We start from the raw sequence: 15,456 nt of genomic DNA, 5'->3' as shown, positions 1-15,456 counted from the left end.
CGCGTCACATTGCGATGCGGAACCGCCACCCCCTTCGGGGTCCCCGTCGTACCCGACGTGTAGATCAGATAGGCGATATCGTCCGGGGCGGGCAGCGGCAGCCCGGGTGGAAGTCCGCCATCGGCAGCCGGGACGTCATCGACATCGACAACCAGCAGATCGCAGCCCTCGAGCCGCGGGCGCAGCTCGGCCGTCGTCACCGCCGCGACCGGCGCGGCGTCCTCGAGCACGAACCGCATCCGCGCCTCGGGCACCGCCGGGTCGATCGGCACATAGGCCGCCCCGGTCTTCACCACCGCCAGCATCGCCACCACCGCCCGCGCCGACCGCGGCAACAGCAACGCCACCCGCTGCCCCGGACCCACCCCGTGACCCACCAACACCCGCGCCAACCCGTTGGCCGCCCCGTCGAGCTCCCGATACGTCAACGACCGACCCGCAAAGCTCACCGCTACCGCGTCGGGCACCCGCGCCACCTGCGCGGCGAACACCGCCGGAATCGCCGCCGACGCCGTCAACGACTGGGTCAACACCACGCGGTTACCCAACCCGTCGAGCCGGGCGCGCTCACCGTCGTCGAGCACCTCGATAGCGGACAACCGCCCGGCGGGGTCGGCGGCCATCGCCACCAGGATCCGCTGCACCCGTGCCGCCAGATCGGAGACGACGGCGTTCGAAAACGGCCCGCCGGCGCCCGCTGTGCTGAGGAAAAGCTGGTCTCCGGCCCCGGAGAAGATCAACGCAAAATCACCCACCTGGCCGGGATTGGTGAATGACGCCGACGCTTCCACGCCGGCAAAGTCCATCGTCATTTTCGACGGCATGAAATTGACGCTCACCCTGTCGGCCGTGCGCTCCGAGCCGCGGGGGTTTGCTTTGCGTTCCAGCGCATGCACCGGGTACCGCTGATGCTGCAGCGCTTCTTGTATCCGCGCGTCGACATGTTTACAAAAGCCGGCGACCGAAGATGCCGGCGAAACGCTCAACACCAACGGCACCACGCCCGAAATCATCCCGGGCAGCGTCTTTGACTCCGGACGCACCCGCCGGCTGACCGGGAAGTCGAGCACCACCTCGGATCCGTCGGCGCACCACCCACGAACCAGAAGTGCGCATGCCGCGGTGATGATCGATGATCGGGGCATGTTCCACTGGTGAGATAACTCTTGAATTCGGCGAAGGACAATGGGGTCCAATCGAACCGGCGTCGACGGCTGAGACGAGTCACCTTCGCCCACTTCCGGGGCCGGCCGACTATTCGACCCCCTTTCCGGCGGCAGGTTCTCGGCCCAATAAGCCTGATCCTCCAGGTAATCGGCGGATCCTTCGTATTCCGACTCATAGCGGACCAAATCCTCTAATGAGCCGAAAAAAGCAGGAGGAATTGGCGCGTCGGAAACAATTGCAGCGTAGACAGTTGCAATACGGTTGGCCAGAAGCGTTATTCCCGAGCCATCTATGACTATATGGTGGAAGCATCCGAACAAGTAGAATTCATCGACCCAGGTCTGAAATAAAGCAAATTTGAACAGCGGGCCATCCGGAGGCATTGGCGTGTGTTGGATCGATAACGCCATCCGGCGCGCCTCCTGCACCGGATGACGCGAGTCGCTCAGGTCATAGAAGTCCAGCGCGACATCCGGGTGGTCGATCGCCCGCTGGAAAACCCGGCCATCCACCTCGAAGATGGCGGCCCTGGCCGGTTCGGCCTCCTGCAGCACATGGTCGATCGCCCGCTCGAGCAAATCACGCTGAATCGCGCCGTCGAATCGCACGAGCACGCCGAGCTGCCACTCCGTAGTGGAGTGGCCCGTTTCCTGAGCAAGCCAAATGTCGAGCTGACCCCGCGTCAGCGGAATTGCCCGGTCATCAAATTCCATCCGGTTTACCTATCAAACCCCTGTCCCGCTGCCAGCCTCTCGCGCAGTGTCTTCGGACGTATGTCCGGCCAGTTCCGTTCGATGTAGTCCAGACACGCAGCGCGATCGGCTTCGCCGTACACCACCCGCCAGCCGGCTGGAACGTCGGCGAAGGTCGGCCACAGGCTGTGCTGCTCCTCGTCGTTAATCAAGACGAAAAAACTGCCATCGTCGTCATCGAACGGATTGATGCTCACCGCGTCTCCAGACCATCCAACTGGACATGGGTATAACAAGTTCTAAACCATACTGGAGCCCAACAGAAGTTGTCTAAGCCTTTGCGGAATCTCGATGCCGTCTGGCGTCTGCTTACACCACCGCATGCACCGCGCGAGGTAGCGAACGTTAGGTACGGTTTACAGTTTGGAAGGCTACCTATGGTTTGCTGTCGCAACGGTTAACGGTTGAAGGATGCCCCGCGATGCGCATGCGGTTTCTGGCGGTGATTGCACAAGGCGCTGTTGGAGGGATCGCTATCACCGTCGGCGTTCTCACCGCTGCGGTCGGCCCACGCGTACGGAATCTGCATCGCGCTTTGCCGCCGAGACCGGGAACCGCGACCCCGCGGGTGGCAGCTGCGCCGGTGCCTCACGCGGTTACCGCAACGATCCGCTGAGGCGGCTCTCGGCCACGACCGCACTCGGAATGGCCGGGCGGAAATCCGTGGGCGGGAAATGCCGGCCCGGTCGCGGCGCGCCGCCGATCGCCGCGGTGCCGATTGCTCGGGGGACAGGCTTTCAACGGCGCCGCAGGGGCGTGGGAACAGTGCACGATGAGCTTGGACGGGCCGCAACGACAGCGCCCCCAGCGATCTTTCAGTTTGCAAACGCGACGTCTATTGTGAAGACGCAGAATTCAGTAAGGCAGCGCGTGGGCGGTTCGGTCCCTGATGCGAGGCTCGAGCCTAAAGGATTCAATGAGGGTGATCGGTCAGACATCGCCGCGAGCCGGAAGCTATATTCATACCTTCGGTGCCCCGTGCTCGAAGTAAGCCCCGCCCGACGCACGCGACTCGTGGAGGATGCGACATGACTGGTTCGTGCCTCGCGCCGGCATATCCTCGAATCAATATCCATCGTGACGGCACCCTATAACTCATGGGACAAAGCAAATGGTTGGGACAACGTAATGGAACATAGCGAAACTTCGGTACACGTCGAGTCGAAGGACGATTCAGAGATCGCAATGTCGGAGCACCTGGCCGACGACCTATTGTCGACGACCGCCGTCGGATGGCGCAGCTTTTATGATCTACTCAGCCGGCGCCTGGAGGCCGCGGGTGTGGCTGATTCATCGTTTTTCCTGAATTACGGATACGTTCCGACGGATTCGAACAACGAATCCGTGTTCCCCATTCGCCCGGGCACGTTCAACGCCAACTCGGTCCGGCTGGTGCTGGAGGTGCTCGGCTCACATGACCTGAATGACCGCACAGTTGTCGAGATAGGTTGCGGACGCGGCGGCAACGCCGCACTTGTCGCGGAAAAGTTCAACGCTCAAGTGATCGGCATTGACATGTCCGCGGAAGCAATCGCCTTCTGCCGCAAGACGCACGTCCGCAATCCGATAGAGTTCAAGGTCGGTAATGCGCTCGATATCCCCTTGGCGGACGGGTCCTGCGATGCCATCGTGAACGTGGAGTCATCGCATTCATACGGCAATTTGCCGAAATTCCTGAGCGAAGTGCGCCGGATTTGTCGCCCCGGCGGATGGTTCTTACATACGGACTTCCTCAGCACCGAGGACTGGGACTATGTCAGAATGCGCCTGAAGGCGCTCGGCTTTTCCACCGAAAGCGACCGCGATATCACTGCCAATGTATTGGCCTCGCGCGATCAAGCCAGTAGTAACTGGGACCAGGTTTACGGTGACGGCAATGCACGCGTCGCTAATTTCCTCGCATTACCCGGCTCCTCGATCTATGAGCAGCTGCGGGCGGGACTGTTGGAGTACAGGATCCTGAGATCTCAACTGCGGACAGAGGCGACGTCGGGCTCTCCCGGTTAGGCGGCCCGACCGCCAGTCGAAGCAATCTCCGCAAACGGTCCATCGGACGGACGCGCCCGGCCGACCCACAGGGCGTAGCGCGCGGCACAGCCGAACCCGTCCGTGATCGGCGACCGGCCTCCGGCTATTACGCCCTTGTCGCCAGCGCGTGCGTACCCCGATCAGGCGGGCTCGTGCGCACCGACGGATTCCGCCCCGTTGGTCGAGGCCGCATCGGGAACCTGACCGGCCAGGTACTCGGCCAACGACCCGATGGTCGGATAGTCGAACACCGCGGTTGCGCTGATCGTGAACGCGCCACCGAACTGCGGAAGCAACCGGTTGCTGAATTCGACGGCCATCAGTGAATCGGTGCCCAACTCCAGGAACCGGCTGGTTGCGGCCGGCGGTTGCGCGAGCCGCAGGAAATTCTGGACTTCGTACCGCAGGTATTCCGTGAGGAAGCTGCCGCGCTCCGCCTCGGGTACCTCGTGCAGTTGCCGGAGCAACTCGCTGTCGCCGCGTGTCGCCGTGACAGCGCTCGGCAGCACATGGTCGAGCATCGCCGGGCGGGAGGCGCCCAGCCCCTTCGCGGCGCGCTGCCAATTGGCTTTGATGACGGTCGCCTGCCCGGTTCCGTGAGCGACGATCTCGTCGAGCGCGTTCAGCGCGGCCGACGGTTCCAGCGGGATCAGGCCTTGCGCGCTGAGATTGGCGCGCGCGGCGTGCGAGGTCGCCATGCCGCCCTTCGCCCACGGACCCCAGTTGATGCCGGTCGCCGGCAGGCCCTGCGCCCTGCGCTGCGCGACGAGCCCGTCGAGCACCGCATTGGCGGTCGCGTAGTTGGCCTGGCCGGGCGAACCGATCACGCTCGAGGCCGAGGAGTACAGGACGAAGAAGTCAAGATCGTCGTCCTTGGTCAGCCGATGCAGGTGATAGCCGCCGAAGGCCTTGGGCGCCAACGCCTTCCGGAATCCCTCCGGGCTCTGCTGCGGCAGTAGCGCGTCGTCGAGGACGCCCGCCAGGTGGGCCACCCCCGCGAGCGGCGGCAACTCGGCCCGGATCCGCTCCAGCAGCTTTTCGACTTCTGCCTCGTCGCCAACGTCGGCCGCGAACACGTGCACCCGGCAGCGGTAACGCTCGGTGATGTCGTCGATCGCCAGCTGTGCGTCCGCGTCGGGTGCGCGGCGGCTGGTCAACACGATGTCGCCGGCACCCAGTTGGGCCAGATGGGCCGCCGTGTGCAGGCCGAGCGCACCGAGACCGCCGGTGATGAGATAGCTCCGATCCCCGCGCGGCTGCAGCGGTTTGGGCATCTCCAGCACGATCTTGCCGATGTGCCGCGCCTGCTGCATGCGACGGAACGCGGTCTTGGCCTCCGTCACCGGGTAGACCTCGGCCGCGAGCGGGGCCAGCTCGCCGCGGTCCATGCTGTCCGCCAGCTCGGCCAGCAGCTTGCCGACCCGCTCGGGTTCTTGCTCGATGGTCGCGTCCAGCGCGACGATCTCGTAGGCGATGTCGGGACGCACGGCCGCCATCCGCTCGGGGGCCCAGATGTCCCGCTTGGCGATTTCGGCGAACCGGCCACCCTGTGCGGTCGCGCGCACGGTCGCGGCGATGAAGCCTTCGTTGGTCAGGCTGTTGAGCACCACGTCGACGCCCGCACCCCCGGTGTCGGCCAGGATCTGATCCGCGAAGTCCGTAGTGCGCGAGTCGTAGACGTGTTCCACGCCCATCTTGCGCAGCGTCGCCCGCTTGTAGGCGCTGGCCGTGGCGAACACGGTCGCGCCCCGCTGCTGGGCCAGCTGGATCGCGGCCAGACCGACGCCACCACTGGCGGCGTGTATCAGCACCCGGTCACCGGGACCCACCTGCGCCCAGTCGAAGGCGAGCCGCGTCGTCAGTGCTCCAGCGGGTATGGTCGCCGCTCCCACACCGCTCACCCCGTTCGGCACCGGCGCGAGGAACTGCTGCGGCACATTGACGCGGGTGGCGAACGACCCCGGCATGAAGCCGAAGACGCGCTGGCCGACCTCGAATCCCGTTACGCCGGCGCCCACTTCGGTGACGACGCCGGACAGGTCGCCGCCGCCGATGCGCCCCGGATCGCCCGGATAGAGGCCGAGCACGTTGAGCACGTCGCGGAAGTTCAGGCCTGCCGCCTCGACGCGGATCTGGACCTGGCCCGCCGCCGGCGGCGGCACCTTCATCTCCATCAGGCGGAGGTTGTCGATCGCACCGCGTTCCGTCACATCCAGGATGTAATCGGTCGCGCGCGGCACCTCGAGATGGCCGTCGCGCGCCCACGGCAGCAGCCGCGGCACGAAGTACTTTCCTTGTCGCAGGGCGAGTTCGGGTTCGTCGGCCGGGGTGCCGAGCAGGGCGCCCAGCAGGCGCACCGCATCGTCGGCACCGTCGCAGTCGACCAGCCTGAGGCGCAGGCTCGGCTGCTCGGTGATGACGGTGCGCCCGAAGCCCCACAGCGCCGACTGCGCCGGGTCGACCGGCTCGCCGGGCTCGGTCGCGACGGCCCGCTCGGTGACGATCCACAGTCCGCCCGTGAGTTTCAGGTCTTGCTGGGCCAGCAGCGTGCGCACGACCGTGAGCAGCCGATCGATCTCGGTCTCGAGCCGCGCGGCGAATTCGGCGCTCGACTCTTCAGCATCTGGCCGCCCGGGGGCGCGCCAGACGACGCCGGCGACCGGCGCACCGCGCTCCTGGGCCTCGGCCAACTCCCGCTGCCAGCGCTCCGCGTCCGGGGCACCGTCCAGTGAGACGCAACCCCGGACGTCGGCGGCCAGCTCGTCGAAACCGGCGATCAGCCAGGTGGCCTCGCCATTGCCCGCGGCGTCGCCCGCCGTCGGCGCCGGCACTTCCTCCCAGCCGAGGGTGTACAGGTTGCGGGTGGCGTCGCCGCCGAGCCCACGGAGCAACGCCTCCCGAGGCGCGCGCTTGACCGTGAAGTCGCGTATTTCGCCCAGCTGGTGACCGTCACGATCAACGAAATCGAGATCGAACGCCTGGGTCTCGCTGTCCAGACCGCCCCTCTGCCAACGCGCTCGGCAGTAGAACCGCCGTGGCATCTTGTCATGCAGCACGACCCGCCCGTACCGCAGCGGCAAGAAAAGATCGCCCAAGCCCGCGCCATCCTCGGTCGCCGCGAGCGCCGCCTCCAAGGCCGGGAAGGCGATGCCGGTGCACAGGTCCAGCAGCACCGGGTGGATCGGCTCGGTACCGAGCTGTTCGGCAAGCTCCTCGCCGATGGCGATGTCGCCGACCGCCTCACCGTCACCGGCCCACAGCGATTTGAGGGACGTGGACCAGGTGGGACCCCAGGCCAGCTCCATGTCGGCGAAGGTGTCGAACAGCTGCTGCGGGCGGGTGCGGCCCAACCGCTCGCACGCCGCGTCGATGGATTCCGTCGGCTCCAACGCGGGCTCGTCGTCACTGTCAGAGTCTCCGCTGACGATCCGACCGTCGGCGTTCAGCGACCACTCGGCGTCGCGGTCACCGTACGGGCGGCTGTGCACCTGGAACGTCCAAGCCCCGCCGTCCTCGACGGGATGCACAGTCAGCTGCACCTCCCGAGAGTTCTTGTCGGGCAGGATGATCGGTTCGTAGAAGAAGACATCGCGCACCTGGGCGGGGGTCCCGACCGCGGCAATGGCCATCGCCGCGTACGTCGCGCCGGGAACGACGACGGTGCCGTAGATGACGTGATCGGAAAGCCAGGGCTGCGACTTGACCGACCACCTGCTGGTGTAGACGGAGTCGCCGGAGGCGAGGTCCTTTGCGCTTCCCAGGATTCCGGAGGCGACGGCGCCGTCGACCGCGACGTCGGCGGTCTTGGGCCAGAAGCGACGGCGCTGGAACGGATACGTCGGCAATTCGACCATGTGGTGCGGCCGGTGGTACAGCGCGGCGAATTCGGGCCGGTGCCCGGCTACATAGGCCGCGGCCAGCGCTTCGGCCATCTGCCGCCGGGCATCGACGCCCTTGCGCAGGGAGACGACTGACCGCGGAGTGGCCGAGGAGTCCGGCCAGGCCTGCACCGCCGCCCCGGTCAGGACGGGTTGCGGACCGATCTCCATCAACACCGAGCAGCCCAGCGCCGCGACGGTCTGCACGCTTTCGGCGAACTGCACCGGCTGGCGGGAATGCCGCCGCCAATACTGCGCGTCCAGCGGGGTGTCCGCGGCGATGACCGCGCCGGTCCGGTTGCACACCAGGGGCAGCGTCGGAACGGCGAACTCGAAACCCTTTGCGTACGACTCGAACTCGTCGAGTGCCGGCTCGAGCAGCTCCGAGTGGAAGGCATGACTGGTCTCGAGCCAGGTGCAGCGGATTCCGTCACCGCCGAGTCGGCCGACAATCTGTTCCAGATCCGCGGCCGGGCCCGACAGCACGGTGTTGGGGCCGTTGTAGGCGGCGACCGAAATATGCGGAAATTCCTCCGCGATGCGCTCCACCTGCTGGGCGTCGGCGAATACCGCCACCATCCGGCCGCCCTCGGGGAGATTGCCGAACAACCGGCCGCGTTCGGCCATCAGCCGTGCGCCGTCCTCGAGGCTGAACACGCCGGCCACGCAGGCCGCCGCGTACTGGCCCACGCTGTGGCCCAACACCACGTCGGGCTCGACGCCCCACGATTGCCACAATCGCGCCAGGCCCATCTCGACGGCAAACAGCGCCGGCTGGGCGAAAGAGGTGTGCCGCAGTGTTTCTCCGGCCTCATCATCGAACAGCACCTCGAGCAACGGTCGCGGCAGCATGCCGTCGATCGCGTCGGCGCATTGCTTGACGGTGTCGGCGAAAACCGGCTCCGTGTCGAACAACTCGCGCGCCATCCCCGAATATTGGCTACCCTGCCCGGTGAACAACCACGCCGTCTTCGGCGGGTCACCGCACTCGCCGCGCATCGCACCCGGTCCCAGCCGGTTCTCGGCCAACTCGGCCAGGAGCTCACGCGCGCCCTGAACCGACTCCACAACCAGTGCGGCCCGGTGTTCGAAATGCGAACGCCCGACACCCGCCGTGTAGCAGACGTCGGTGATGTCGGCGTCTGGATGCTCCTCCAGCCAGGCCCCGTAGCGCTGCGCCAACGACACCAGTGCCTGCGGTGAACGCGCCGACAGCGGCAAGACGCTGACCGGTTCCCGTTCAGCGGCCCGCTCGGTCACCGCAGCGACGTCGGGGCTGGCATCGCCCGCCGAAGCGTCCTCGGAGACTTCGGATTTCGGCGGCGCCTCCTCGATGAGGACGTGCGCGTTGGTGCCGGAGAACCCGAAGGAGCTCGTGCCGGCGCGGCGCGGCCTGCCGTTGGCATGCCACGGAAGCGGCTTGTCCACCACCCGCACCGGCAGCGAGTCCCAGGGAATGTTCGGTGACGGGTTCTCGAAGTGCAGGTTCTGCGGCAGGGCCTCGTGCTGCAGCGACAACACGACCTTGATGAGGCCGGCGATTCCGGCCGCCGATTCGAGGTGGCCGATGTTGGTCTTCGCCGATCCGATCAGCAGCGGCCGGTCCGGGTCACGGCCGACGCCGTAGGCGGCGGCGGCGGCCTGGACCTCGATCGGGTCGCCCAGCGAGGTGCCCGTGCCGTGCGCCTCGAGGTAATCGACGTCTCCGCCGACGAGACCGGCGCGAGCCAGCGCCGCGGCGATAAGCCGTTGCTGCGCACCGCCGTTCGGCACCGTCAAACCGCTTGACGCGCCGTCCTGGTTGACCGCGCTGCCGCGGATGACCGCGCAAATCTGATCGCCGTCGCGCTCGGCGTCGCTCAGCCGCTTGAGCACCAGGATCCCGCAGCCTTCGCTGCGCGCGTACCCGTTCGCGGCCGCGTCGAACGTCTTGCAACGGCCGTCGGCGGCAAGCATTCTGGCGCGCGCGGTGGCGACGATGGAGGCCGGGCTCACCAGGACGTTCACCCCACCGGCCAGCGCCATGTCGCAGTCGCCGGAATGCAGGGCCTGGCAGGCCTGATGGACGGCCACCAGCGAGGCACTGCACGCGGTGTCCACCGCCATCGCCGGCCCCTCCAGCCCCAGCGCGAACGCCACCCGGCCCGCGATGACGTTGAGCGCGTTGCCGGTGATGAAGTGCGCCTCGATGGTGTCCACCGAGTTCGCGTTCAGCAGCTGCGAATACTCGTTGGCCGCAACGCCCACAAACACGCCGGTTCGGCTGCCGCGCAAGGCGGACGGCGCGTACCCCGCCCTTTCAAGCCCTTCCCACGCGATCTCCAGCATCAACCGCTGCTGCGGATCCATCCACACGGCCTCGCGCGGAGAGATGCCGAAGAACTCGGGGTCGAATCCGTCGATGCTTTCCAGGTATCCGCCGTACCGGGTGTAGATCTTGCCCGGCGCCTCGGGATCCGGGTCGTAGTACTCGTCGACGTCGAAGCGGTCATCGGGGATCTCCCGGATCGCATCGACACCGCCGGACAGCAAGTCCCAGTACGCCTCTGGATCGGGCGCACCCGGGAAGCGACAGGCCACCGCGACGATCGCGATCGGCTCGTCCGTGCGCGTCGGCGCCGCGGTCGCTACCGGCGCCGGCTGCGCCGCCGTACCCGCGGGCGCCGGGGCGTCGAGGCTGAGGACGTCGTTGACGAGGAAGTTCGCGACGTCGGTGATGCGCGGGTAATCCATCGCCAGGGTCGACGGCAGCTCCGCGCCCACGGCCCGCTCGAGTCGGCGCCGCAGCTCGACGGCCATCAGCGAATCCATGCCGAGGTCGAAAAGCCCGGCCTCCTCGCGGATCTCCGCGGGGTCGATGCGGGTCACGTCCGCCACGGCGTCGCGCAGATAGTCCACGACGAGTTTCTTCCGCTGCTGCACCGGGGCCGCGGTGAGCCGGTCGACCAGTTGGGTGGTCCCCGCCTCGGACGGCGCCTGTGCGGACTCGGGCACCTCACGCTGCAAGTGCGTGAAGAATCCCCGCTTCCCCGCCATCTGGTAGAGCGGCAGGAAGCTGGCCCAGTCGATCTTGGCCACCACCCCATGTGATGCGCCCTTGCTTGAAGACGCCAACAATTCGGCCATCCCCGCCAATGCGTCGGCAGGCGTCAATGGCCGGACCCCACGCTTGTCCAGTTCCGCGCGGGCGGCCTCGTCGGCCATGCCCGCCGCCAGCCACGGGCCGAAGTTGACGCTGATCCCCGGAACGCCCTGCTCACGCAGCCGCCAGGCCAACCCGTCCAGGAAGGCGTTGGCCGCGCTGTAGGTGGTCTGGCCACCGGCGCCCCACACCCCGGCGATCGAGGAGGTGCTGAGGAAGAAGTCCAGCTTCAAGCCGGCGGTGGCTTCGCTCAAGTTCCAAGCGCCCCACACCTTTCCGGCGAACACGCGGTCCACTTCGGCGTCGTCCAGGGCTTGCAGCGGGGTGGTGCTGATCTCGCCCGCGGCATGCACGACCCCGGCCAGCGGCGGCAGGTCGGCCCGCACCGTGGCCAGGACGCGTGCGACGTCGTGCGGGTTGGCAACGTCGGCCGTGATGACCCGGACCTCGGCGCCGGTCTCTTCGCTTATGGCATCGATGCGTTTTTGTGCGGCCTCGCTCGGTGCGCGCCGGCTGGTCAGCACCAGATGCCGGGCGCCGTGCGCCGCCAGGTATGCGGCAACTTCCAGTCCGATCGCACCCAGCCCGCCGGTCACCAGATATGTCGCGTCAGCACGCAGTGCCAGCGGTGTCGCGGCGGGCTGCCCCGCGCGGCGAGTCAGCCGAGGAACGTAGACGGCCTGGTCGCGGAGGGCGAATTGGTCATCACCGACCGGCGCTGCCACCAGCCGGTCGACCAGCCGGGACCACTGGTCCGCACCGCTGCCGGCCAGATCCGCCAGTCCGCCCCACAGCCGGGGATGCTCCAGCGCGGCGGCGCGACCGAACCCCCACAGGCAGGACTGCGCCGGCGACACCTTGTCCGCGGCGGTGACGCGTTGTGCGCCACGGGTTATCACCCAGATGGGCGCGCGCAGCTCGGCGGCGGAGGCGGCGCAGAAGAGTCGCCGAGTTCCGCTCAGGACCTGGTGCTGCATCCGCAACAGCGACTGCGTCGACGGTGCGGTGTCCGAATCCAGCGCCGCCAGATGAAGGATGCGGGTCGTTGGTTCGTCGGCCACCGCGGCGCGCAACGTGGCCGCGAGCCGCTCTTGGTCCGCGTCGGACACGGGCAGCCCGATAACGCGGTGCCGGTGCCCGCGTGCGGTCAGCGCGTCGACCAACGGCTGAACCGCGGCGGCGTCGTCGCTGATGAGGAGCCAGGCGGATCCCTTGCCGGCCTCGGTATCGCAGACGGCTGCGGACGCCGGAGCGGCCTTCTCCCAGCGGATCTCGTAACGGGCGTCGGAGACGGACTGGGCCTTGCGCTGTTGATTGTGTTGCGCGGCGAGCTGTTTCAGCAAGTCCACGGCCTGTTGATTGCCGTCGCCAGCGTCCAGCAGGGCGGCGAGTTCCTCGATTCGGCCGTCCTCGAGAAGCCGGACGGTTTCGGTGCGCATGGCTTCCGTGTCGGACGCCTGGGTGGGACGCAGCCGCTGCTCGCGGAACCAGTACTGGCGATGCTGGAAGGGGTAGGTGGGCAGGTCGACCTTGCGCGCCGATCCGCGCTGGATACCGCCGAAGTCGGGCAGGTGGCCGCCGACGTAAGCGTTGGCCAGGGCTTCGGTGATCTGGCGGTGGTCGGCGGTGTTTCGACGCAACGACGGGATCGCCCGGGGCGCGGTCGCCGGGTCCGGCCATGCCCGCATCGCCGAGGCGGTGAGCACCGGCTGCGGGCCGACCTCCAGCAGCATCGTGCACCTGAGATCGGCCAGCGTGCGCACACTCTTGGCGAACTCGACCGGTTGCCGCGCATGGCTGCGCCAGTAGGCGGCGTCGAGTTTCGCACTTCTGCGGAGGGCCGCGCCGGTGCGGTTGCACACCAATGTGCGTTGTGGCGAAGCGAACTCGAACTGATTTGCGTACGCTTCGAATTCGTCGAGGACCGGATCCAGCAGGGCCGAGTGGAACGCGTGGCTGGTGTCCAGCCAGTCACAGCGCACGCCGTCGGCTTCGAGCCGGGCCACCGCCTGTTCCAGATCCTGCACGGGTCCCGACAGCACGGTGTTGGCACCGTTGTAGGCGGCAACCGACAGGCTCGGGAACTCGTCGGTCAGGCTTTCCACCCGTTCGGCGGCGGCGAACACCGCGACCATCCGCCCGCCGGCGGGCAAGCTGCCGAACAGACGGCCCCGCTCGGCCATCAGCAGCATTCCGTCCTCGAGGCTGAACACGCCGGCAACGCAGGCCGCCGTGTACTGGCCGACGCTGTGGCCCAGCACCACGTCGGGTTCGAAACCCCAGGACTGCCAGAGCCGGGCCAGGCCCAGCTCCACCGCGAACAGGGCGGGCTGGGCGTAACTGGTTTGCCGCAAGGCCTCGTCGCCTTCGGGGTCGAAAATCACGTCCAGCAGCGGTCTTTCGAGAACGTCGGCGACCGCCGCAGCGCACTGGGTCATTGTCTCGGCGAACACCGGCTCGGTCTCGAAGAGCTCCCGCGCCATGCCGGCATACTGGCTGCCCTGGCCCGTGAACAACCACGCCGTCTTTGGCCGATCGGTGCACTCCCCACGCACCAGGCCCGGGGCCGGCCGATCGTCGGCCAGCGCGGCAAGTGCCTCCCGTGCGGACTCCGTCGAATTCACGACCAAGGCGGCCCGGTGCTCGAAGTGCGAGCGCCCCACCCCTGCGGTCAGGCACACATCGGCCAACGAGGATTCCGGGTGATCGGCCAGCCAGCTCACGTATCGCTGAGCCAGCTGCACCAAGGCGGCCGGGGTGCGCGCCGACAGCGGCAACAGGCTGAAGCGCCTGTCGTCGGACGGCTCCACCGGAGCCGCAACCTGGCCCGACACAGCGGGCGCTTCCTGGACGATGACGTGCGAGTTGGTTCCGGAGAACCCGAACGAACTGATCCCGGCGATGCGGGGACGTCCATCGGATGCCCATGGCGTCGCCTCGTCCACCACCCGCACCGGAAGCCGGTCCCAGGGAATGTGCGGGGACGGCTTCTGGAAGTGCAGGTGCTTCGGCAACACCCCATGCTCGAGCGACAGGATGACCTTGATCAGACCCGCGATCCCCGCGGCGGCCTCCAGATGCCCGATGTTCGTCTTCACCGACCCGATCAGCAGCGGCCGCCCGGGGTCGCGCCCGTCGCCGAGTGCCGCACCGGCGGCCTGGACTTCGATCGGGTCACCCAGCGATGTCCCCGTTCCGTGCGCCTCCAGGTAGCCGACGTCGCCGGCCGCCACACCGGCGCACTGCAGCGCCTCTTTGATGACGCGTTGCTGGGCGACGCCGTTCGGCACCGTCAGGCCACCGGACGCGCCGTCCTGGTTGACCGCGCTGCCCCGGATCACGGCCCGAATCCGGTCTCCGTCGCGGATCGCGTCCTTGAGTCGCTTCACCACGACGACACCGCAGCCCTCGCCGCGCACGTAGCCGTCCGCGGCCGCGTCGAACGTCTTGCACCGGCCGTCCGGGGCCAGCATGTGCGCGTGGGAGAAGGTCATCGCGGTCTTCGCGCTGAGGATGACGTTCACCCCGCCGACCAGCGCGAGGTCACATTCCCCGAAGCGCAGCGCCTGGCACGCCTGGTGGACTGCCACCAGCGACGAGCTGCACGCCGTATCGACGGTGACCGCCGGGCCCTGCAGGCCCAGCCCGTAGCTGATCCGGCCCGCCCCTGCGGCCGCCGACGTCCCAATTGCCACGTACGCCTCGATCTCGGCGTAACTCAGCTGCTCCGAAATCAATCCCAGGTAGTCATGGGTGCCCAGACCCATGAACACGCCGGTCTTGGTGTTCGCCAAAGACGACGGCGCCGTTCCCGAATGCTCGACCGCTTGCCAGGCCGTCTCCAGCAGGATTCGATGCTGCGGGTCGATCAGCATGGTTTCCCGGTTGGACAGCCCGAAGAACGCCGCGTCGAACCCCGTGACGTCATCGATGAAGCCCGCGCGACGGCTCACTATCTTCCCGGGTGCATCCGGATCCGGATCGAAGAACTCGTCGACATCCCACCGATCGGAGGGCACCTCAGACACCGCATCGCGGCCGTGTTGCAGTACGTCCCAGAATTCGTCGGCATCAGCGGCGCCCGGCAGGCGCACTGCATAGCCGATTACCGCAAATCCCTCTGGCGCGTTGGCAGGATGTTCCGGGTGCTGGAGATCGGTCATTTCCGATCCCCCGTCCCCTTGGGTTGCTTGTCGTCGTTGAACACGACGAAAAAGCTGCCACTGCCGTCATCGAAGGGATTGGTGCTCAACCGTGTCTCCAGACCATCTACTCGACATAGGTATAACAAGTTCTAGACCATACTTGCTGGGTGAGACGCCTGTCACGCGAATAGGTCAGTGAGACGCCTGCCACGCCCACCGCTGATCGCTGCCCCGGCGAAGCGCTCCCTCAATGGTCGAGTACGGGCCGTCTGAGCTGCAGCGATAACCGTTGGCGGCCCGAGCGGAAGAGAGCTTGCGGTCCCCGGCGGGACCGGCTCGATCGG

The 15,456-nt window shown here is 67.4% G+C and carries 5 protein-coding genes; 1 reads left to right on the top strand and 4 read right to left on the bottom strand.

Annotation, left to right across the window (positions count from 1 at the left end):
* Positions 1–1,880, bottom strand: a 1,880-nt coding sequence (locus A5696_RS20050) for an AMP-binding protein (protein WP_156738498.1), incomplete at its 3' end; no start/stop codon positions are given.
* Between the two features lie 5 nt (positions 1,881–1,885).
* Entirely contained in the window at positions 1,886–2,116 is a 231-nt protein-coding gene (locus tag A5696_RS20045) for an MbtH family protein (protein WP_067882742.1), read from the bottom strand.
* An 880-nt stretch (positions 2,117–2,996) separates the two neighbouring features.
* Between A5696_RS20045 and A5696_RS20040 the strand changes: the two genes are divergently transcribed.
* Positions 2,997–3,926 (top strand): class I SAM-dependent methyltransferase, encoded by a 930-nt coding sequence (locus A5696_RS20040; RefSeq protein ID WP_156738497.1) that lies wholly within the window; start codon positions 2,997–2,999, stop codon positions 3,924–3,926.
* Positions 3,927–4,087: 161 nt separating this feature from the next.
* On the opposite strand, the gene A5696_RS20035 is transcribed toward A5696_RS20040, so the two are convergent.
* Together A5696_RS20035 and A5696_RS27750 are read right to left on the bottom strand one after the other, a co-directional pair.
* Positions 4,088–15,130, bottom strand: a complete 11,043-nt coding sequence (locus tag A5696_RS20035) for a type I polyketide synthase (protein ID WP_067882740.1) — start codon at positions 15,128–15,130, stop codon at positions 4,088–4,090.
* On the bottom strand, positions 15,127–15,219 hold the full coding sequence (locus tag A5696_RS27750) for an MbtH family NRPS accessory protein (protein ID WP_197517026.1): 93 nt from the start codon (positions 15,217–15,219) through the stop codon (positions 15,127–15,129). The genes A5696_RS20035 and A5696_RS27750 overlap by 4 nt, the downstream gene beginning before the upstream one ends.
* Between the last annotated feature and the right edge of the window lie 237 nt (positions 15,220–15,456).

It is taken from the genome of Mycobacterium sp. E2699 (genome assembly GCF_001666745.1).
In the GTDB taxonomy this organism is placed as follows: domain Bacteria; phylum Actinomycetota; class Actinomycetes; order Mycobacteriales; family Mycobacteriaceae; genus Mycobacterium.
This window is presented reverse-complemented; position numbering and strand designations above follow the sequence as displayed.

Excerpts from the sequence above, each read along its gene's own strand:
- A5696_RS20035 (WP_067882740.1), bottom strand. The coding sequence starts at position 15,130 with ATGACCGATCTCCAGCACCCGGAACATCCTGCCAACGCGCCAGAGGGA.